General features: G+C 68.3%; 12 protein-coding genes. 4 read left to right on the forward strand and 8 right to left on the reverse strand.

Going from position 1 to position 19,985, the window contains the following annotated elements:
* Positions 1 to 362: 362 nt before the first annotated feature.
* The 5 genes from J7I44_RS10905 to glk all read right to left on the reverse strand — a co-directional run bounded on the left by J7I44_RS10905 (position 363) and on the right by glk (position 11,562).
* The gene (locus J7I44_RS10905; protein ID WP_209620331.1) at positions 363 to 3,425 is read right to left on the reverse strand and encodes a TonB-dependent receptor; all 3,063 of its coding nucleotides are present in this window, start codon (positions 3,423 to 3,425) and stop codon (positions 363 to 365) included.
* A gap of 716 nt (positions 3,426 to 4,141) precedes the next feature.
* Positions 4,142 to 5,215 (reverse strand): acyltransferase family protein, encoded by a 1,074-nt coding sequence (locus tag J7I44_RS10910; RefSeq protein WP_209620334.1) that lies wholly within the window; start codon positions 5,213 to 5,215, stop codon positions 4,142 to 4,144.
* Positions 5,216 to 5,273: 58 nt separating this feature from the next.
* Positions 5,274 to 7,592: a beta-N-acetylhexosaminidase gene (locus J7I44_RS10915; protein WP_209620337.1), complete on the reverse strand. Its 2,319-nt coding sequence runs from the start codon at positions 7,590 to 7,592 to the stop codon at positions 5,274 to 5,276.
* 125 nt (positions 7,593 to 7,717) lie between these two features.
* The gene (locus J7I44_RS10920) at positions 7,718 to 10,435 is read right to left on the reverse strand and encodes a TonB-dependent receptor (protein WP_209620340.1); all 2,718 of its coding nucleotides are present in this window, start codon (positions 10,433 to 10,435) and stop codon (positions 7,718 to 7,720) included.
* Positions 10,436 to 10,530: 95 nt separating this feature from the next.
* On the reverse strand, positions 10,531 to 11,562 hold the full coding sequence (glk, locus tag J7I44_RS10925) for a glucokinase (protein ID WP_209620343.1): 1,032 nt from the start codon (positions 11,560 to 11,562) through the stop codon (positions 10,531 to 10,533).
* 459 nt (positions 11,563 to 12,021) lie between these two features.
* Between glk and J7I44_RS10930 the strand changes: the two genes are divergently transcribed.
* From J7I44_RS10930 to nagA, 4 genes are all read left to right on the forward strand, one after another.
* The gene (locus J7I44_RS10930; RefSeq protein WP_425599756.1) at positions 12,022 to 13,269 is read left to right on the forward strand and encodes a sugar MFS transporter; all 1,248 of its coding nucleotides are present in this window, start codon (positions 12,022 to 12,024) and stop codon (positions 13,267 to 13,269) included.
* Between the two features lie 65 nt (positions 13,270 to 13,334).
* Entirely contained in the window at positions 13,335 to 14,366 is a 1,032-nt protein-coding gene (locus J7I44_RS10935) for a LacI family DNA-binding transcriptional regulator (protein WP_209620348.1), read from the forward strand.
* 318 nt (positions 14,367 to 14,684) lie between these two features.
* Positions 14,685 to 15,719, forward strand: a complete 1,035-nt coding sequence (locus J7I44_RS10940) for an SIS domain-containing protein (RefSeq protein ID WP_209620351.1) — start codon at positions 14,685 to 14,687, stop codon at positions 15,717 to 15,719.
* On the forward strand, positions 15,719 to 16,873 hold the full coding sequence (gene nagA, locus J7I44_RS10945; protein ID WP_209620353.1) for an N-acetylglucosamine-6-phosphate deacetylase: 1,155 nt from the start codon (positions 15,719 to 15,721) through the stop codon (positions 16,871 to 16,873). The genes J7I44_RS10940 and nagA overlap by 1 nt, the downstream gene beginning before the upstream one ends.
* 45 nt (positions 16,874 to 16,918) lie before the next feature.
* Here nagA and J7I44_RS10950 read toward each other — a convergent pair whose 3' ends face one another.
* From J7I44_RS10950 to J7I44_RS10960, 3 genes are all read right to left on the reverse strand, one after another.
* Positions 16,919 to 17,164 carry a hypothetical protein gene (locus J7I44_RS10950; RefSeq protein WP_209620356.1) on the reverse strand — a complete coding sequence of 82 codons (246 nt, stop codon included), beginning with the start codon at positions 17,162 to 17,164 and terminating at the stop codon, positions 16,919 to 16,921.
* A gap of 183 nt (positions 17,165 to 17,347) precedes the next feature.
* Positions 17,348 to 17,596: a hypothetical protein gene (locus tag J7I44_RS10955; protein WP_209620359.1), complete on the reverse strand. Its 249-nt coding sequence runs from the start codon at positions 17,594 to 17,596 to the stop codon at positions 17,348 to 17,350.
* A gap of 153 nt (positions 17,597 to 17,749) precedes the next feature.
* Entirely contained in the window at positions 17,750 to 19,840 is a 2,091-nt protein-coding gene (locus tag J7I44_RS10960; RefSeq protein WP_209620362.1) for a S9 family peptidase, read from the reverse strand.
* Between the last annotated feature and the right edge of the window lie 145 nt (positions 19,841 to 19,985).

The raw sequence follows: 19,985 nt of genomic DNA on the forward strand, positions 1-19,985 counted from the left end.
GCATTGGCGGCCGATACCGCTTTCGATGACGGTCCAGGACCGCATCCTACCGCTTGCCGCCGGCCGGTCGCAGGTGGCCACGACCGACAACGACCCTTGCGGGCAACACGCCGCGGCCGTGGCTGCGATGCCGAGATCCTGGTGCGGCTTTACCACCCGTTCCCTCGCCGCGGTTGCAGTGGACCACAGCCACCCTACGCGAGCGATGGTCGCCACTGCCGAGAGCTCTCGTGACCCGGGCGGCCGTCGTGACCATCCCATCCGCCGGTGAGCGCGGTGAACCAAAAAAAAGGGCCGCAGGTAAACCTGCGGCCCCGGGGTGATACCCCGGGCTGCGAACAGCCCGGGTGTTGCTTGCGACCTTAGAAGTCGTACGACACGCCGAAGCGGACGTAACGCGGGGTCTGCGAGCTGTACGGACGGTTGTAGCTCGGGTTCGGATTGGCGGTGAAGCCGCTCAGCGGGTAGGTCTGCGTCGTGGTCTGCTTGTTGAACACGTTGTAGACCATCACGTTGAACGCAAGCTTCTTGCCAGCCCACTCCGGACGGTATTCCGCGCTCAGGTCGAAGCGGTAGGTCCACGGCTGACGCTCGTCGCCCGGGGAGTACGGCTGGCCCTTGCAGAAGTGGTAGTAACCACCGCCGTAACCCAGGCCCGGGTTCGACTCTTCGGCACCGTAGTAGCCCAGGCAGGTCTTCGGCATGCCGGACATGACCACCAGGTTACCCGAGAGCATCCACTCCGGGGTCAGCTGGTAGGCGCCGTACGCCTTGAGCTGGTGACGGCGATCGTTGGACAGGGCGCCATTGGCGTAGTCCATCAGCTCGGCGTAATCCCAGTCCACCGTGGCCGAGACGTCGGTCTGGCCGATGTCCGAACGCACCTGGCCTTCGCTGTTGCCGAAGCTGTGCGACCACAGGTAGTCGATCTTGCCGTACCACTTGCCGTCGAACGGATGCTCCAGGTACAGGTTCAGGCCGTAGTACTTGCGCTTGAGCGTGGTGTTGAAGCCGAAGTCGTCCATGGTCATCGGGACGGTGTAGTAACCATTGCCCGCCGCGTTCGGGATCATCAGGACGTTGGTGCGGCCCGGGTTGACCAGGTAGCTGCCCTGGATCGTGCCGACGTCGTCCATGTCGATGCCCATCGCTTCCATCTTCGTGCGGATCGCGAAGGAATCGCCGATGTCGTCGATGGCGTTGCGCAGGTTGCGGAACGTGGCCTTGGCGCCGTAGGTCCAGGACTCGTTGAACTGCTTGTCGAAGCCGAGGATGTACTCATCCTGGTACTCGGACTTCAGGTTGCGCGAGGTCGCGGTCAGCGGGTCGCGCGGCTGGCCGTATTCGCCGTTGGACGAGATCGGGCCGCCGGTGCTGGTCGGGATCGGGGTCAGGCCGGTGGGGACGCCGTTCGCATCGATGCCGGTGTAGGTGAAGTACTCGTCCACCAGCAGCGAGGAACCGGCCGCACGCAGCGCGACGCTCGCGGGCATGGCGAGGTAGTAGCGACCGGCATTGCCGTACACCTTGAAGGTGGAGTCGCCATTGACGTCCCACGAGAAGCCCACGCGCGGTGCCCACTGCGGCGAGGTCAGGCGCAGGTACGGCACGCCGTCACCATTGTTGTTGGTGAACTGGTCGTTACGCAGGCCGATCTTGACCAGCCAGCGGTCGTTCACCTGCCAGCTGTCCTCGATGTACTGCGCGCGCTGCTCGGTGGTCACCGTGGCGCCGTTGGCCTGACGGTAACGCGAGACGAAGTAGCCGCTCTGGCCGTTGGCCACCGCACCGGGGTTGACCACCCACGGCTGCGTCTGCCAGGTCGGGCCATTGGCGTCCGGACCGCCGACGATGTACTTGCTCGGATCGCCCGCGTCGTAGGACCACGAGTAGCCCTGACCGGAGGAGATCGTCCGGTCGTTCTCGTCGGTGATCTTCTGGTTGTCGATACCGGCGGTGATGGTGTGGTCACCGATGTGGTAGCTGACGTCGATGCGCAGGTTGGTGTTCTTCGAGCTGTGCGCCGGGTCGGTGATGTAGCTGGCCGTCTGCGGACCGGTGATCGGGTTGCCGCCGGTGATGGCCGGGTTCTGCTTGTCGCCGCCGAACACGTAGGCGTTGTTTGCGTCGTAGCCCGGCACGGTCTCGTAGAACGTGCCCTTCATTTCGCCGTACAGCGCGCTGACCGTCAGGTCATCGGTGATGTAGCTGGTGAACTTGGCCGAGTACAGGTCCGAGCCGTACTTGTGCGACGTGTCGTAGCTGTTGAACGCGCCGGTGCTGAGCGTGGCGTAGTCGAAGTCGTACAGGGTGCCCGCATAGGACTCCTTGCTCGACGCGCCGGTCAGCTCCAGGATGTTGCTGTCGTTGATGTTCCAGTCGAGCTTGCCGTACCACTTCGGGTTGTCGTAGCGGTACTGGGTGGTCTGCGGCGCAGCGTTCGAACCGACGCTAGTGCCCTCACGACGCTCGGCCTCGGCGGCGCCGAAGAAGAACAGCTTGTCCTTGATCAGCGGACCGCCGGCATAACCGGAAACGGTGGTGACCCAGGACTTGCTCTCGTTGCGGTACTGACGCATCTTGCCGGCCGAAGCGCCCGTCACGTAGTAGTAGTTCTTCGGATCGGACTTGAGCGACTTGGGCGTCCACTGGATCTGGCCACCGAAGTGCCACTCGTTGGTGCCGCGCTTGCCGACCTGGCTGATCACGCCGCCGTCGGAACGACCGTAGGCCGCACCGTAACCGCCGCTGAGGATTTCCTGCTGGTCGATGGCGCCGTACGGCAGGGTCAGGCCACCGAGGCCGCTGAGCGGATCGGTCGTGTTGAAGCCGTTGATGTAGTAGGCGTTCTCGGTCACCGACGAACCGCCGAAGGACACCACGTTGCCACCGGCGGTGCCAGTGAACAGGGCGCTGCCTTCCACCACGCCCGGAGCCAGCAGGGCGATCGCCTCGGCGCTGCGGGCCAGCGGCAACTTGGCCAGCTGTTCGGCGGTGATGACGGTGCGCGAGTCCACGCCGGTCACGTCGATCGTCGGCAGCGCGTTGGCGCTGACGGTGATGGCGGACAGGTTCTGGGCGTCAGCCGCGCCCGCCGCTGCGAACGAGACCTGCGTACCGGCACCCACGCGCAGGGTGACGTTCTTGCGGGAATCGACGTCCTGGCCGTTCTGGCGCAGGGTGACGGTGTAGTCGCCCAGCGGCAGCTGGTTGGCGACGAAGTGACCGGAAGCGTCGACCGCGACTTCGCGCGTGAAGCCGGTGCTGCTCTGGATCAGGACGGTTTCGCCCTGGGCGGCCGGTGCATCACCGAAGATGCTGCCGGTGGTCGCCTGTGCAAAGGCAACGCCAGCGAAGCCCACGCTCAGGGCGACGGCGAGGGCCGTCCGGCGGATGGCCGGGCGATTGGCAACTTGCAAGCTCATGCAAAACTCCCCAAAACCTGTTTTGGAATAGAAGGACTGAGGCCATCGTTATGCCTCGTGGCAACGAGCACGATCGTCCATCCGCGTCCAGAAACGGTTTCACAAGGAGTGCCTGAGAGAAGCCAGCAACCGCATAGGGGGATCGGTGCTGGCGAGACAGGCTTTGTGGGGAAGCGGGGCTCGTTTGACTGAACCTTAAGATGCCCACAGCAAAAATTCAATATTTGTTGTATGGGCGTTTTTGTTGCGTTGCGCTAGATCCGGCGCAGGTCGTCGGTGAAATGGCATCGATGCCGGCATCCGGATGCATACGATCTGCGCGAACGAAACTCCGGGGATCACGCTTGGCAGGGACGGCGCCCCGCCCAGGCACGAACGGCAGCCACAGTTTTTGCCGACGATCGGTGTTGCCATCCCGGCGTGTCGCGGGAGCGCCGCATCCGGCGTTCGGCGACGTCTTCGGTGAGCCCGCTTCGGCCGCCACGCCTCCATGTGCCTGCGCGGCGGAAAGTGGGGATGTTGCCGCCACGTTGGTTGTCGCGCTGATTTCGTTCTCGCGGCGTGCCAGGGGCGCGGGTCACCGCCAGATCCGGTTCAATCGTCGGCGACGGCGGACGCGGGACGAGCGGACGGCCACTCATGCGGGCGACGGTAGGGTGGGCTTGAGCCCACCGCTCCGATGCCGACGGTCGGCTCAAGCCCGCCCGCGCGATGGCTCACAACTTCAGATAGAGGCGATGCCTGTCCATCGCCCAGACGATCAGCCACCAAAGCGTCACGAACGCGATCGCCCAGGCCAGCGAGGCCACGTATGGCCCCGCCAGCGGCGTGATCCAGCCGGCAAACAGGTGACGGTACAGCCCTTCCTGCCAGCCCAGCGCGGGCAGCGCGATCTGCATCAGTTCGGAGCCCGCGTAGGCGGCGATCGCGTTCATGCCGAACCGGCGGCCCAACGCGGGCCAGCCTTGTCGGTCGACCAGCCAGTGGCAGGCCAGCAGCGCCAGGATCGCCCAGCCTGCGCTCCACAGGGCGAACGAGGGCGTCCACAGGTTCTTGTTCAATGGCATCCACTGCGCCCCCAGCGCGCCGAGCACCAGCACCACCACGCCGGCAGTGAACAGTCGCCCGGTCTGCCGCGCACGCAGCCACACGCCCGCGCACAGGCCGAACAGGCTGGTGGCGATCGCCGGCAGGGTGGCGGGCAGGCCTTCCGGATCGTGCACCTGGCCGGTGGCGGGGTTGTGGTCCCACACGTAGCGGCCGAACACCGCGCCATCGATCCGGTCGACGATGTTGTTCCAAGGGTCGAGCGTGCCACTGCACAGCAACAACGCGGTGTAGCCGGCCAGCAGCGCCGCGATGACAAGCCACCACACGCGGCGCGGCGTGTAGATGGCGAACGCGGCGACCACCGCGAAACACACGCCGATCCGTTGCAGTACACCCGGCCAGCGCATCTCGCGCCCCGGCAGCCACCACGCCGCCAGCGCGTTGATCGCCAGGCCCAGCGCGAGGATGCGCAAGGCTCGCCACAGCGCCACGTCGCGCAGCCGATCGGGCGCCACGCCCTGCTCCAGCCGCGGCAGGATCGCCAGTGCCACGGACACGCCCATCACGAACAGAAAGAAAGGAAACACCAGGTCGGTCGGCGTGCAGCCGTGCCAGGTGGCATGCTCCAGCGGCCCGTAGACGTGATCCCAGTCGCCCGGATCGTTGACCAGCAGCATCGCCGCCACGGTGCAGCCGCGCAGGGCGTCGAGCGAAGCCAGGCGACCGTCCGGCGCGCTCATGCCGCTGTCCCGGGGCGGCGTGGACGTGGCCTGCCAGTCATCCCGCGGTCGTGGCCGCTCAGGGCTTTGCTTCCAGCGACACGCGACCGAGCGCATACAGCGGCCCATCGATCGGCGCGGTGTAGATCAGGCACAGGCCGTGTTCGCCGACCTGCACGGGCAGCACGGCGTCGAGCTCGAACCGGCGCTGGCTGCGCGCGGGATCAGGCAACGGCATGCTGGCCAGGACCGGGCCGTCACAGCGGTCGGCGTGGACCACGAGCTCGCCGAATGGCGTCGCGTGGGGACGCGACACGACCAGCTTCTGCTCGTGCGCCAGCGCAAAGTTGCGCGGCAGCCGCACCGCCTCGACGCGGATCGCCCCGATACCTTCCATCAGCGTCGGCGGAAATTGCTGGCAACTGTCGAACAGGTTGACCGCATAGACCGGCTGGGTGCTCGTCGCGTCGGGCGCCGGCTGCAGCAGCAGGCGGAAATCGCTGCCCGGGCAGTTCGCCAGCGCGGTGCCGGGCAGCGAGAGCAGGCTGGCGCGGTCCAGCTTTCGCTCGCGTGGTTCGGCCAATGCGATGCCATCGGCGAAGCTGGTGGCGCGCACGCTCGTCGGCAGGGTGACGTTGAGCGGCCCCTGGTAGCGCGGCGAGGCCCGCGTCGGCGTGCTGCCGTCCAGGGTGTAGTGGATCGCGCCGAAGTCGGCCTGGTTGGAGAGCCTGACGGTCGCCTTGCCGGTCGCCAGCGCCACGTTGCGGTCGGTGTCGATGGCCACCGCGAACGCGCTGTCGGCCACGTTGATGTGCTGCACCCGGTAGCGTGCCAGCTGCGCGGGCAGGCGCGCCAGGAAGCCCGGCCAGTCGCCGCTGCCGGCAGGCGACCACGCCACCTCGCTGAGCGCATCGAGCCGCGGGAAGACCTGGTGCTCCACGTGCGCCGTGGTCGGCATGTGCTCGGTCCAGGCGTTGGCCTGCACGCCCAGCACGTGCCTCGCCTGCGCCGCATCGAGCACGCCGGGCACGACCTGCAGCCCGTAAACGTCATGGAGCGACTCCACGCCGTAGCGGCTGGCGTATTCGCCGGGCAGGTCGCTCTGCACGTGGTCGAGGTAGAGATCCGGCGAGGGCGACATCACCACGTCGTGGCCGAGCAATGCGGCCTTGATCGCGCCATCGGTGCCGCGCCAGGACATCACCGTGGCGCCCGCCGGCAGGTTGTCGCCTTCGAGGATCTCGTCCCAGCCGATCAGCTTGCGGCCGTGCTTTTGCAGATACCGGCCGATGCGCCCGATGAACCAGCCCTGCAGCGCGTCCTCGCTGGTGATGCCCAGCTCGCGCATCTTCGCCTGCACCGCGGGCGAGGCCTGCCACTGGTCCTTGATCGCCTCGTCGCCGCCGACATGGATGTACGTCGACGGGAACAGCGCCAGCACCTCGTCGAGCACGTTGTCGATGAAGGTGAAGGTGTCCTCGTCGACGTTGTACAGCCACGGGTTGACGCCGGAGTCCACCGACACGGCCGGGCGCCTGCCGGTGACGCCGATCCGCGGATACGACGCCACCGCCGCCTGCGCGTGGCCGGGCATGTCCAGCTCCGGCACGATCGTGACGTGGCGCGCGGCGGCGTAGGCCACTACCCGGCGGATCTCGTCCTGGGTATAGAAGCCGCCATAGCGCTTTGGCTCGCCATCCTGTCCGGCGTGTGGCGGCGTGCGCCATGCGCCGATCCGGGTCAGCTCGGGATAACGCTTGATCTGGATGCGCCAGCCCTGGTCGTCGGTGAGATGCCAGTGCAGCACGTCGAGCTTGTGCTGGGCCATCTGGTCGATCAGGCGCTCGACCTCGGCCACGCTCTGGAAGTGGCGCGCCGAATCGAGCATCAGCCCGCGCCAGGCGAAGCGCGGCCAGTCCTTGATGGCGAGTGCAGGCACCTGCACCGCGCCCTGCCCGGCATCGGGCGTCAGCAGCTGGTAGAGGGTGACCACGCCATGGAACAGTCCCGCGTCGTCGCGCGCGGCGACTTCAATGCCCGCGGAAGAGACCGTAAGCGCATAGCCCTCCGCCTGCGTCACCGCGGCACGCGGGTCACGCCGCAGCACGATCGCCGGACCGCCCTGCCCACGGGCAGCAACGGACAAATGCAGGCCGCGCGTGCGCGCCAGCAGTTCGATGAGGTACTGCGCGCTCTGCCGCGTGCCAGCATCGTCGCTGCCAAGCACCAACGGTGTACGGGCATCCACCGTGAAGCGGCCCGGCTGCCATTGCAGCTGCGCGGGCAAGGGAATCAGGGAGGGAAGCCTGGCGGCTTCGGCAAACGCCGCGCCCGGAGGCAGCAGGCTGATCGCAAACAGAAGGCACGCGCAACGGAAGGGAAAAGATCGTCGCAACATCGGCAAGCTCCGTGGATGGCCCCAGCATGCCATCGCCGCGGCCTGCGCAAAAAAAAGGGCCCGAAATGTGCAAACCGGGCCCGGCGGGGAGTACAGGCCGTCCGTGGCCTGCGTGAAGCGGGGGATCAGAAGTTCAGGTGCGCGCTCAGGTAATACTGGCGGCCGTTCTCGTAGAACGAGGTCGGGATCGCCGCGCTTTGGTAGTACTTGATCGTCGGGTTGTTGAGGTTCAGCACATCCAGGCTGAAGCTCAGCCAGTCGGTCGCCTTGTAGCTGAGCGAGGCCGACAGCGTGCCGAAGCTGTCCTGGTAGTAGGGGTGGGTGCCGGAGAGGCCGATCAGGAACGACGAGCGGCGGGTGTAACTGACCCGGGCGCCGAACGTGTCGTTTTCGAAGTACGCACCCACGTTGTAGGTGTTCTTCGAAGTGCCCAGCAGATGGTTGCTGCCATCGGCCCAGGTGTAGTCCGAACTGCCGTCGGCGTAGGTGTAGTTGGTGTTGATGCCGAAGTACTCGCCGATCGGCTGGTCGTACGCCAGTTCCACGCCCGTGACCTTGGCGTCGGCATTGATCGGCATGGACACCTGGTAGGCCTCCAGCTGATGGGTCAGCTCGCTGAACAGCATCTGCGTCTGCACGCCGTAGGCGACGTAATCCTTCATGTTCATCGAATACGCGGTGGCCGACAGCAGCCCGCGCGGCATGAAGTACCACTCCAGGCCGGCATCCAGGTTGGTCGAGATCACCGGCTTGAGCTTCGGATTGCCGCCACCGCCGGTCCGGTTGAGGTCCGAACCATAGGACGACGCGCCCAGCGCGGAGTAATCGGGCAGGGTCTGCGTCTGCGAGGCGGCGAAGCGGAACACCACGTTCTCCGCCATGTTGAACTTCAGGTTGGCGCTGGGCAGCACGCGGCTGTAGCTGTTGTCGTAGTGGCGGCGGTCCCAGGCGCCGAACAGGCTGCTCACATCGGGCGTGACCGTGTCGGCGAAGTAGGTGTCGATGCCCTGCTTGATGTGGACATAGCGCAGGCCGGCATTACCGCTCCAGTTCTCGCCCTCGAAGTTCAGCTGAAAGTAGGCCGCGAGGTTCTTCTCGTCCACGCTCCACTCGGCACCGTAATTGTGACGACCGGTCGGGCCGTCGTTGTTCGACAGCCAGGTCGAGTTGGCGATGATCGCCTGCTTGAGCGCGTCCGGGGTGAAATACCACAGGTCGCGCGGGAAGGAGCCGCCGATGCCTTCGGCGAAATTGCCTGGGTAGTTGGCGGTCGCCCCATTCTGCAGCGCCGGCCAGATGTCGCCCGGCGAGGCGCCCTCGGGCGACTGCGCTTCGCGGTCATGCTTGGCGTAGCGCACGCCGTAATCGAACGACTGCACCACGCCGGCGTTGAAGTACTGGCTGAAGTCGGCGGTGAACCAGTTCTCCTTGTCGACCGCGCGGACCTCCTGGTTGCCCCAGGTGCCGAAGCTGGTGACGCCCGCGGGGCTGATGTCGCCACCCACGCTCCAGTCCACCGGCGCACTGTTGCCGTGCGTGGTCCAGCTCGCGCCGCCGCCGTTGGCCGCGGTTACCTCGGCGATGAACTGCCGCGGCGTCTCGCCCACGCCCTTGGTCGTGCCGGCCTGGAACTTGGCCGACAGGTTGTCGGAAATGTTCCACTCCGCGTCCAGCGTGTAGTACTGGGTCTTGGACGACGCCTCGCGGTAGATCATGTCGTACACGACATAGTTGGTGCCGGGCACGCCCGCGTAGGTGGCGTTGGTGAGCACGCCGTCCCGGACGGTGTAGCCGGGCTCGGGCGCCTGGCTGGTAGCGAAGTTGCCGCCCCACAACATGAAGTTGCGGTTGTAGTTGTTCGCTTCCATCTTCGAGTAGAAGCCGCTCGCGCTCACGGTCAGGTCGTCGCTGGGACGGAACTGCACCTCGACCAGGCCGCCCTTGCGGTCGCGCACCTGCTCGAACAGGGTCGAGCCGAGCAGGCCGGGCACGGACACGCCGGCCAGGTCGGGGTTGCTCTGCGCCAGCGGCGAGGTCGGATCGATCACGGCAAAGCCGCCAGGGACCTCCTGCGCCTCGCGGCGCAGATGGCGCTTCTGCTTGAACGCCTGCACCATCACGCCGAAATTGTTCTGGTCGTTCTTGTAGTTGAACAGTCCGGAGAATTGCGGATCGGTCTTGCCCGGGCCGTCGGCGTAGACGCCGCCGAGGCTCAAGGCACCGGAAACCTGCTTTTCGAAGTCCAGCGGCTTGCGCGTGATGATGTTGACGTTGCCGGTGGTGCCGCCGTCCTGGAAGCGCGCTTCGGAAGACTTGTGCACTTCCACCCGGCTGACCAGCTCGGACGGCAGCAGCGTGTAGCTCACGCTGCGACCGACGTTGTTGCCCTGGCTGAGCACGAACCAGTCGGCCGAACCAACGCCGTGGCCGTTGATCAGGGTCTGGGTCAGGCTCGGGCTGGTGCCGCGCAGGCTGACGCGGTCGGCTTCGTCGAAGCCGCCCTCGTCAGCGCTGGAGGAGCTGATGTTCACGCCCGGCAGGCGCTGCAGGGTGTCGGCCACGTTGTGCGCCGGCAGCTTGCCGACGTCCTCGGCGGTGACCACCTCCATGGTCGAGTTGGAGTCGCGCTTGATATCCAGCGCCTTCTCCACCGACCCGCGGATACCGGTGACGGTGACGGTGGACAGCTGTTTGATCCTGTCCTTTTCGGACTGGGCCTTCGAGGTTTGCGTGGTGGCGTCGGCGCCAGTGGTGGCCTGGTCGGCGTCCTGGGCGTGCAGTGCGCCGGCCAGGCAGAGGCTGGCGACGATGCTTGCGGCTAACAGCGTCTTGCGGTGTGACATGGTGCTCCCCTCCAGTCGGATCAGCAGCACGCGCGTCGCGGTGATGCTGGTTGGTTGCAAGGGCTTGCGCCCGTTTGTTATGCGGTCATCGAAGCTCACCCGGGCACGACGTGCCCGGCGAGGGCCAGGCCGGCCGCGCCGATCACGCCGTGCTGGCCGTGCTCCATCAGTCGTACGGGAACCTGCTGCAGGAACGGGCGCATCACGCCCTTGTTGAAGAAGCGCTCGCGGAAGCGGCTGGCCAGCAGCAACTGGCGGATCTGCGGCAGGATGCCGCCGGCGAGGAACACCCCGCCGCGGGCGCCGTAGAGCAGCACCAGGTCGCCCACGAAGCTGCCCAGCAGCGCGCAAAACACCTCCATGGCCTCGACCGCCGCCGCGTCGCTTTGCATCAGCGCCGCGTGGGTGATCGCACTCGGCTCGGAAAGCACGGCCGGCGTGCCGCGCAGCGTGCTGATCGCGCGGTAGAGGTTGCGCAGGCCGGGGCCCGACAGCGCGTGTTCGAAGGCGACGTGCGAGCGCTCGCGCGCCAACAGGCGCAGGATCTCGATCTCGCGTTCGTTGCCGGGCGCCAGCGCGATCTGCCCCGCCTCGGTGGCCAGCACCGTCGCGTGCGGCTGGCCGGGCAGCAGCACCGCCGAACCCAGCCCGGTGCCAGGGCCCATCACCAGCACCGGGCCGCGCTGCGCCGGTGCGCTGGTCTCGATCACCGGCAGCGTGTCGGCATCGGTCAGGAACTGGGTTGCCCAGGCGACCGCCTCGAAATCGTTGATCACCGCCAGGTGGTCGAGCGCCAGGGTGTCGCGGATGTCGCTGATCGACACCGGCCAGGCAAGGTTGTCGTTGACGATGGCGTCCTCGAGCACGTAGCCGGCGCTGGCCACGACGCACTGGCCGATCGGCGCGGGGGCGTCCAGGTAGGTGACGAAGTGCTGCAACACCGCGGTGAGGCTGGGCCACTCGGCACAAGCGTAGCGCTGGTAGCGCAGCACGGTGACCGGGCTGGCGCCCTGGGGCTGGCGACTGAGCAGGCCCACGCGCGCATGCGTGCCGCCGACGTCGGCGGCCAGCAGCAGGGTTTCCTGCGGCAGGCGCTGCGGGCTCCTCGAGTTGGCAACCTCGGCCACGACTCCTCCCTTTGCACTCGGCCCGGCGTCGCTTGACGTCGGCGGGGGCGGAGTCTGGACAGCGATGACAACGTTGTCAACGCGTCTTGGCCGCATTTTCCGCAAGGCGATTCACGCGCCGCAACATGCGCCATTGAATGGTCATCAACATCCCGTGAAAACATGCCGCTAGATCGGCTTTGGCGCGGGATTTCCGAGATCGCCCGCTGGTGTTCTGCACCATGTCGCACTGCCGCACGGCGCACACGATAAGGCTATGGTTCCGCGCCACCCGCTGGCCGCGCGAGGGCGGTTTGAAAGACATAAATTGACAACGTTGTTCCGCAAGGCCATAAAGCCGGCCGGGGGGAGCGCCCGTTGGCGGCGCTCGCATCGCATGCGTTTGCCTGACAGGAGCCGTCCATGTCGTCCACCACGCTCGCGACCGATCAACCCAGGCCGTCTTCCGCCCTGGGGCCGATGCTGGTGATCGGGCTGCTGTTCTTCATCTTCGGCTTCGTCACCTGGCTCAACGGGCCGCTGATCGCCTTCGTCAAACTGGCCTTCCAGGTGGAGGACGTCTACGCCTTCCTGGTGCCGTTCGCCTTCTACATCTCCTATTTCGTGTTCTCGCTGCCCGCGTCGATGGTGCTGCGGCGTACCGGCATGAAAAAGGGCATGGCGCTGGGCCTGTTCGTGATGGCGATCGGCGCCATGGCGTTCGGCCAGTTCGCCACCATGCGCATGTTCGCCGGCGCACTGGTCGGGCTGTTCGTGATCGGCGCGGGCCTGTCGCTGCTGCAGACCGCCTCCAACCCGTACATCAGCATCCTCGGCCCGATCGAGAGCGCGGCACAGCGCATCGCGGTGATGGGCATCTGCAACAAGGTCGCCGGCATCCTGGCGCCGATCGTGATCGGCTCGCTGGTGCTCAGCGGCATCGGCGACATCGACGCCCAGGTTCATGCGGCGGCCACGCCGCAGGCACGCGAAGCGTTGCTGGATGCGTTTGCCGCGAAGATCCACGCGCCATACCTGGGCATGGCCGTGCTGCTGGCGCTGCTGGCGGTCTGGATCGTGCGCTCGTCACTGCCGGAGATCCGCCCGGCCAAGGCCAACAGCGAGCAGGCGGGCGAGGCCGACACCAGCATCCTCGGCTTTGCGCACCTGTGGCTGGGCGCGCTGTGCCTGTTCCTGTACGTGGGCGTGGAGGTGATGGCGGGCGACGCGATCGGCACCTATGGCGCCGGCTTCGACCTGCCGCTGGACCAGACCAAGTTCTTCACCGCCTTCACCCTGGGCGGCATGTTGCTCGGCTACGTGGCGGGGTTGGTGCTGATCCCGCGCGTCATCTCGCAGCAGCGTTACCTCGCCGTCTCGGCGGTGCTCGGCGTGCTGTTCAGCGTGTGCGCCTATCTCACGCGCGGCTACGTCTCGGTCGGCTTCGTGGCGGCGCTCGGTTTCGCCAACGCGATGATGTGGCCGGCGATCTTCCCGCTGGCGATCAACCGGCTGGGCCGCCATACCGAGGCCGGCTCCGCGCTGCTGATCATGGGCATCGCCGGCGGCGCGGTGGTGCCGCAGCTGTTCGCGCACCTGAAGACGCACTACGACTTCCAACTGGTGTTCGCGGCGCTGATGGTGCCCTGCTACCTGTACATCCTGTTCTACGGTCTGCGCGGCTACCGCGTGGGCCTGCGTGACGGCGATGGCTCGCGTTCGCGGTGAAGGGACCGCCACGCCGGCACGCCGGTGGGCTAGGATGGCGCGCCGATCCGCAGGAGAACCCGTCGTTGCGTCACGCCACCATCAAGGACGTCGCCAAGCGCGCCGGCGTGTCGCTGAAGACCGTATCGCGGGTGATCAACCGCGAAGCATCGGTGCGCGAGGACACGCGCGAGAAGGTCGAGCGGGCGATCGAGGCGTTGGGCTACCGACCGAATCTGTCCGCGCGCAGTCTGCGGGCGGCGCACTCGTACGCGATTGGGCTGGTCTACGACAACCCGAACGCGCACTACGTGATCAGCATGCAGAACGGCGTGCTGTCGGCCTGTCGCGAACGCGGCTTCGGCCTGCAGATCCATCCCTGCGATTCGTCCTCGCCGCACCTGGCGGAAGAATTGTGCGCGCTGGTGCGCCGATCGCGCCTGGCCGGGCTGGTGCTGGCGCCGCCGATGTCCGAGCAACCGCAACTGATCGCCACGCTGAAGGCGCACGACATTCCGTTCGTGCGCATCCTGGCCGCCCGCGAGGACCCGTGCGATGGCTCCCCGTGCGTGTGGGTGGACGACCGCGACGCGGCCTATGCGATTACCGAGCATCTGATCCAGCTCGGGCATACGCGGATCGGCTTCCTGTGGGGCGAGCCGCATCACCGCTCCAGCCCCGAACGCTACCAGGGCTATGCCGACGCGCTGAAGGACTATGGACTGCCGCTCAACAAGAAGCTGATCCTGCCCGGACGCTACGCGTTCGACGATGGCTTCCGCGGCGCGCGCAAGCTGCTCGCGCTGAAGGAGCCGCCGACGGCGATCTTTGGCAGCAACGACGAGATCGCCGCCGGCGTGCTGGCCGCGGCCCGCTCGGCCGGGCTGGACGTGCCATGGGATCTTTCGATCGCCGGCTTCGAGGACAACCCGTTTTCCAAGCAGGCCTGGCCGGCGTTGACCACGGCGCGGCAGTCGACTGCCGAGATCGGCCGGCATGCCGCCTTGCGCCTGATGGCCGAGCTGCAGCAGGGCGGATCGGCACCCGAGACGGCCAACGAAGGCTTTGTGCCGGAGCTGGTCGTGCGCGGTTCGACGGCGCCGCCGCGGAAGAGCTGATTCCCGCTTCGGGCAGCCAACCTGCCCTTCGACTTCGGCCCTGCGGACCTACGCTCAGGGCGAACGGTGGAGCGTGTGCCGTTCGCCCCTCTCCCGCCCGTGCTCGTAGCAAAAAGACCGTTCGCCCTGAGCGTAGCGCAGCGACGTCGAAGGACCTCCTCGAACCTCAACGCCTGAGCCCCTCTCCCACCGGTAGAGGGGTTGGGGAGAGGGTGCGGCGTCGCCACGCACCCCGCTCCGCCCGAACTCTCACCCGCCCTGCGGGCACCCTCTCCCGGCGGGGGAGGAAAGACACGCCCGCCCGTCCCCGGAACACCCATGAAATCACCGCATGACACCCTGATGTACCAGGAGGCGCAGTCGACTGCCGACGTGATCGCGCACCAGCTCGACGCCAATGCCGGGCTGCTGGCCGAGCTGGGCGAACGGCTGCGCGCCCATCCGCCGCGTTGCATCGTCACCTGCGCGCGCGGCAGCTCCGACCACGCCGCCGCCTATGCCAAGTACGTGTTCGAGACCCGCCTGGGCGTGGTCACCGCCTCCGCTTCACCGGCGGTTAGCTCGATCTACGACGCGCCGCTGCAGCTGGAAGGCGCCCTGTTCCTGGCCATCTCCCAGTCGGGCAGGAGCCCGGACCTGCTGCTCAGCGCGCAGGCCGCCAGCAAGGCCGGCGCGCAGGTGGTGGCACTGGTCAACGACGCCGACTCCCCGCTCGCGCACCAGGCCGATGCGGTCTTGCCGCTGCATGCCGGCCCCGAGCGCAGCGTGGCGGCGACCAAGAGCTACCTGGCCGCGCTCTCGGCCGTCCTGCAGCTGACCGCCTGCTGGAGCGGCGACCAAGCGCTGCATGCCGCGCTCGATCGCCTGCCCGACGACCTGCGTGCCAGCTGGAATGCCGACTGGTCCGCGCTCGGCGAGGGCCTGCTCGGGGTGCGCAACCTGTTCGTGGTCGGTCGCGGCTACGGCTTCGGCGCGGCGCTGGAAGCAGCGCTCAAGTTCAAGGAAACCTGCGGCCTGCACGCCGAGGCGTTCAGCGCGGCGGAGGTGAAGCACGGTCCGATGGCGCTGGTCGGCGAGGGCTTCCCGGTGCTGGTATTCGCGCAGGAAGATGGCTCGCTGGAGAGCACGCTGGCCGTCGCCAGCGAGTTCCGCGCGCGCGGCGCGCGGGTGTGGGTCGCGGCACCGGGCGCCCGCGGGCCGGACGCCCTGCCGCTGCCCGCCGGGGTGCCGGCGATCACCACCCCGCTGCTCGCCGTGCAGAGCTTCTACCGCGCAGCCAGCGCGCTTTCACTGGCGCGCGGCTACGATCCGGATGTTCCGCCGCACCTGCGCAAAGTCACCGAGACGCTGTGATGCTTCAGTCCCTGCTCGCCCTGGTCCACGGTCGCGTGCTGACCGACGAGGGCCTGCGCGAGGACGTCGCGGTGCTGGTGCACGACGGCCACGTGCTCGCGCTGGCCGCGGCCGACGACCCGCGCGTGGCACAGGCGCAGCGGCACGACCTGGCCGGCGCGCTGCTGCTGCCCGGCTTCATCGACGTGCAGGTCAACGGCGGCGGCGGACTGCTGTTCAACGACGCGCCTACGGTGGACACGCTGCGCGGCATCGCGCAGGCGCACCGGCGCTTCGGTACCACCGGCCTGCTGCCGACGCTGATCACCGACACCGCGGACACGATGCGCGCGGCGCTGGACGCGGTGGATGCGGCGATCGCGCAGAGCGTTCCGGGCATCCTGGGCATCCACCTGGAGGGACCCTTCCTGGCGCCCGCGCGCAAGGGCATCCATGACGCCTCGCTGTTCCGCACGCCCGTCGCGGACGACCTGCTCGCGCTCACCGCACAACGGCGCGGCGTCGTGATGCTGACGCTGGCGCCCGAGCAGGTGGAACCGTCGGTGATTGCGCGGCTGGCTGCGGCGGGCGTGCGCGTGGTCGCCGGCCACACGGCGGCCGACTACGCCACCGCGCGCGCCGCGCTCGACGCCGGCGTGTGCGGCTTCACCCACCTCTACAACGCAATGACGCCGCTCACCAGCCGCGAGCCGGGCGTGGTCGGCGCCGCGCTGGACGATCCGGCGAGCTGGTGCGGGTTGATCGTGGACGGCCACCACGTGCATCCGGCCTCGCTGCGCATCGCGATCAACGCCAAGCCGCCGGGCAAGTGCGTGCTGGTCACCGACGCGATGCCGCCGGTCGGCAGCGCACGCCCGGACTACGTGCTCAACGGCCAGACCATCGTGGCGCGCGAGGGCGTCTGCATGAACGACGCCGGCGTGCTTGCCGGCAGCGCGCTGGACATGGCCAGCGCCGTGCGCAACACCGTCAACCTGCTCGGCCTGCCGCTGGCCGAAGCCTCGCGCATGGCCAGCGCCTATCCGGCCGAATGGCTCGGACTGGACCAGACCCACGGCCGCATCGCGCCCGGCCAGCGCGCCGACTTCGCCGTGCTGGACGACACCCTGCATGTACGCGAAACCTGGATCGGTGGAGAGCGCCAGGCGGTGTGAGGCGCAACTTCCCGGCCGGCAGGCGCCGACCGGGAAGGCGACTCGTCAGTGCTTCCTGATGGCGCCGAGCAACGGGTCGATTGCATTGGGCGGGATCGCTCCCCCGCTGCACTGTTCGAATGCCCGATTGCAGATCACCCGGTCCCTCAGCGAGGCCGCTTGCGCCATGCAGGCTTCCCAGGCGGAATCGCACGAGGCCGGGTAGGCCTGCGCGGTCCGGGCGGGAAAGAAGGTGAAAGCGGCTGCCGCAGCCGCCACCGGCAAAGCGATCGTCACGATCTTGCGAAGCATGCTTGAACTCCTTTCAGCCAGTGTCCCCCTGCATGCCCGGAGTTGCACGCGCCCCGACCTGCGGCAACCGCCAGCCCGGCAAACGCGGAACCCCGCCTCAGTCCGGGCCCCGCCGCCAGGTGGTTCCAGCCATCGCTCCGGGCATTCGGGTCGATGGCTGGAACCGATGCCGCATCCGGCCTGTCAGGGCTGGCGCAGGGCCATGCCGCGAGCGCGCGGCGGCGGGGGCGGCGGGTACACAACGCCGCTGCAGGCCTGGAAGTCCAGCACGCATTGCTTCAGTCCGTCGATCGATTTGGCGCTGTACATGCAGGTCCAGTAGGTGCTGTCGCAGACCGCCGGATAGGCCTGCACCGGCTTGGCGGGGAAGAAGGTGAAGACGGCCGCGGCGGCCAGGGTGGGCAACGCGAAGGTGACAATCCTGCGAAGCATGCTCGAACTCCTTTTAGGCAAGTTTCCCCTGCGCCGTCCGGGGTAACACGCGCCGAGCTTCATCAACAACGGCCAAGCGCCCAAACGGAGAACGGTGCCGCAGTCCCCCCGACGCGGGCCGAAGGTGCCGCGCGTTGCAGTCGGCGGCTCGGCCTAGGGCGAGTGCGTCAGGCCGGCCGCGCGCAGGTCACTGCCGGCCACACGCAGGCTGCGCGCGAGGTAGGCGCGGACGGTCGCGTCGGGAGCCGCCGGCGCGGCGCCGCCAAGGTGGCGATGGAGCATCCACTCCAGGAGGTAGAGATAGGCCTCATGGGCGACCGGCTTGTCGTTCCGGTGGCCGGCCAGGGGGTCGACGAACAGGCTGAAGTCCTTGCCCAGCGCCTTCAGGCGGGCGGCATAGCCGAGCACGCCGCGCAGCGCCACGCGGCGGTCTTCGCCGCCGGCGAAGATCAGCAGCGGGCGGTCCATGTGACTGGCGTGGGCCAGCGGCGACTGCTCGTGCAGGCGCGCCATCGTGGCAGCGTCGCGCGGATCGAGCGACAGCATCGCCAGCCATTCGTCGAACGGGATGTAGCGTGAGAGCGACAGCGCTTCGGTGGTGCGTCCGATCCAGCGGATGTCCCAACCGAAGTCCGGGGGCGGCACCACCGCAACGCCGACCTTGAAGAGGTCCGGCTGGAAGGTCACGCCAAGCAGCGTGGCATAGCCCCCGAAGGAAGCCCCGGCGATGCCGACGCGTTCGGCGTCCCCGATACCCCGGGCGAGCAGTGCGCGGGTACCTTCGACGATGTCCTGCTGCACGCGGCCATGGCCGAAATCCCCGTGGGCGGACATCAGGTAATGCCGGCCCAGTCCATTGGAGGCGCGGAAGTTGGGCTCGAACACGACGTAGCCGCGGTTGGCCAGCGCCTGGCTGTAGCCGTTGCCGAACTCGTCCGGACGGGCGGCGCTCCACGGCCCGCCATGCGCCAGCACCACCAGCGGCAGGTGGGCGGGGTCGGCTCCAGGTGGCAGCCAGACGAAGCCGTGCAGGCGCATGCCGTCCGAAGCGCGCCAGTCGAACGGCAGCTTGCGCGCCATCGCCGCTTCCGGGAGCCACTGCGCAGGACGGCCGTCGCGATCGCCCAGCGGCGGGAAATCCAGGATCTCCCGCGCGGCGCCGGTGCGCGGATCCACCAGGTGCCAGCGCGCGCCCTGCAGGGTGCTGGCCTGCGCGCTGACCAGCCAGTGCGCCTCGCCCACGGCGATGTCCAGGTTGCGACCGGGCAGGCGCGCCTTCAGGTCCGCCAGCAGGCCGCGTGTCGCCGGATCCAGCCCCTGGTTCGCGGCCACCGTGCCGCGGTAGCTGGCGATGCGCGGCGTGCCGTCGACCGGATCGAGCGCCAGCGCGTCGAGGTCGGCTTCTCCGCGCGGATCGGTGGCGAGGGTGTCGAGCGTGCCGTCGGACTGCAGGCGGCGCAGGCCTTCGAGGTCGGCGTCCACGTCGCTGAGCAGCAGCAAGCGGCCCTGCGCGTCGGTCACCGGCAACAGCGAACAGCGATGCAGTTGCGCGCAGCGCAGCACCGGATGCAAGCGACCGTGCACGTCGACCCGATGGACCGCCAGCGCCGTGTCCTCGACACGCTTGAGGAAGGCCAGCCGTCCGCTGCGGTCGAAGGCCACCTCGACCAGCCGGTGCGCGTCCTCGTGCAACAGCGTGCGCCGCCCCTGCATGTCGACGCGCAAGACGCGCCAGCGCTCCGGTGCCTCCGGCGTAGCCGGCGCGCGCTCGCGCAGCAGCACGGCGGCCGGCTGCAATGGGTCGATGTCGATCAGCTCGCGCTGCTGGCGGCCGCCCAGCGTGACCATCAGATGCGAGCCGCCCTGGCCCGCCGCCGCCACCGCGAACAGCTGGCGCCCGGACTCCAGCACGAGCCAACGCCCGTCGTGCGACCAGGCGATGCGCCGGGCGTCGGTACCGCCGAGCACGCGGCGCGCCTGTCCACCCTCAGCGGGGAGCAGCCAGAGACTGCGCCGGCCGGCCTGCTCGCGCAGGTAGGCGACCTGGTTGCCGTCGGGGGAAAGCGCCGCTGCAACCACGGCCGGACGCAGCAGGAAAGCGGCACGCGGGAACGTCGGCGCCGGTGGCCGCGCGCGTTCGTGGGCGACGTCCGCCTGGAACGCGTCGACTGGCGCGTGGGCCAGCGCAGGCCTGGCCAGCAGGAGGGCACACAGGGCGAGCAGGGGGCGTGCGAACGGGTACATGGCGCGTTTTCCGTGCTGTCGTCGGGAGTGGCGTCCCCTGCAGCGCAGGGGAGGATTGCGGTGGCGGGCGCTTGGTTCCCTGCGGGTGCCCGCTCCCGGCCTACCCGCTTCAGAAAGGAGCAAGCTCGGCCTTCGGGCAGGTATC

The organism is Frateuria flava (assembly GCF_017837635.1).
GTDB lineage: Bacteria > Pseudomonadota > Gammaproteobacteria > Xanthomonadales > Rhodanobacteraceae > Frateuria_A > Frateuria_A flava.

What these genes read in the sequence shown, in the direction of transcription:
- J7I44_RS10960 (WP_209620362.1), bottom strand. Translation starts at nt 19,840, where the DNA reads ATGTACCCGTTCGCACGCCCCCTGCTCGCCCTGTGTGCCCTCCTGCTG.
- J7I44_RS10940 (WP_209620351.1), top strand. Translation starts at nt 14,685, where the DNA reads ATGAAATCACCGCATGACACCCTGATGTACCAGGAGGCGCAGTCGACT.
- J7I44_RS10950 (WP_209620356.1), bottom strand. Translation starts at nt 17,164, where the DNA reads ATGCTTCGCAAGATCGTGACGATCGCTTTGCCGGTGGCGGCTGCGGCA.
- J7I44_RS10915 (WP_209620337.1), bottom strand. Translation starts at nt 7,592, where the DNA reads ATGTTGCGACGATCTTTTCCCTTCCGTTGCGCGTGCCTTCTGTTTGCG.
- J7I44_RS10910 (WP_209620334.1), bottom strand. Translation starts at nt 5,215, where the DNA reads ATGAGCGCGCCGGACGGTCGCCTGGCTTCGCTCGACGCCCTGCGCGGC.
- J7I44_RS10955 (WP_209620359.1), bottom strand. Translation starts at nt 17,596, where the DNA reads ATGCTTCGCAGGATTGTCACCTTCGCGTTGCCCACCCTGGCCGCCGCG.
- nagA (WP_209620353.1), top strand. Translation starts at nt 15,719, where the DNA reads ATGCTTCAGTCCCTGCTCGCCCTGGTCCACGGTCGCGTGCTGACCGAC.
- J7I44_RS10930 (WP_425599756.1), top strand. Translation starts at nt 12,022, where the DNA reads ATGCTGGTGATCGGGCTGCTGTTCTTCATCTTCGGCTTCGTCACCTGG.
- J7I44_RS10905 (WP_209620331.1), bottom strand. Translation starts at nt 3,425, where the DNA reads ATGAGCTTGCAAGTTGCCAATCGCCCGGCCATCCGCCGGACGGCCCTC.
- J7I44_RS10920 (WP_209620340.1), bottom strand. Translation starts at nt 10,435, where the DNA reads ATGTCACACCGCAAGACGCTGTTAGCCGCAAGCATCGTCGCCAGCCTC.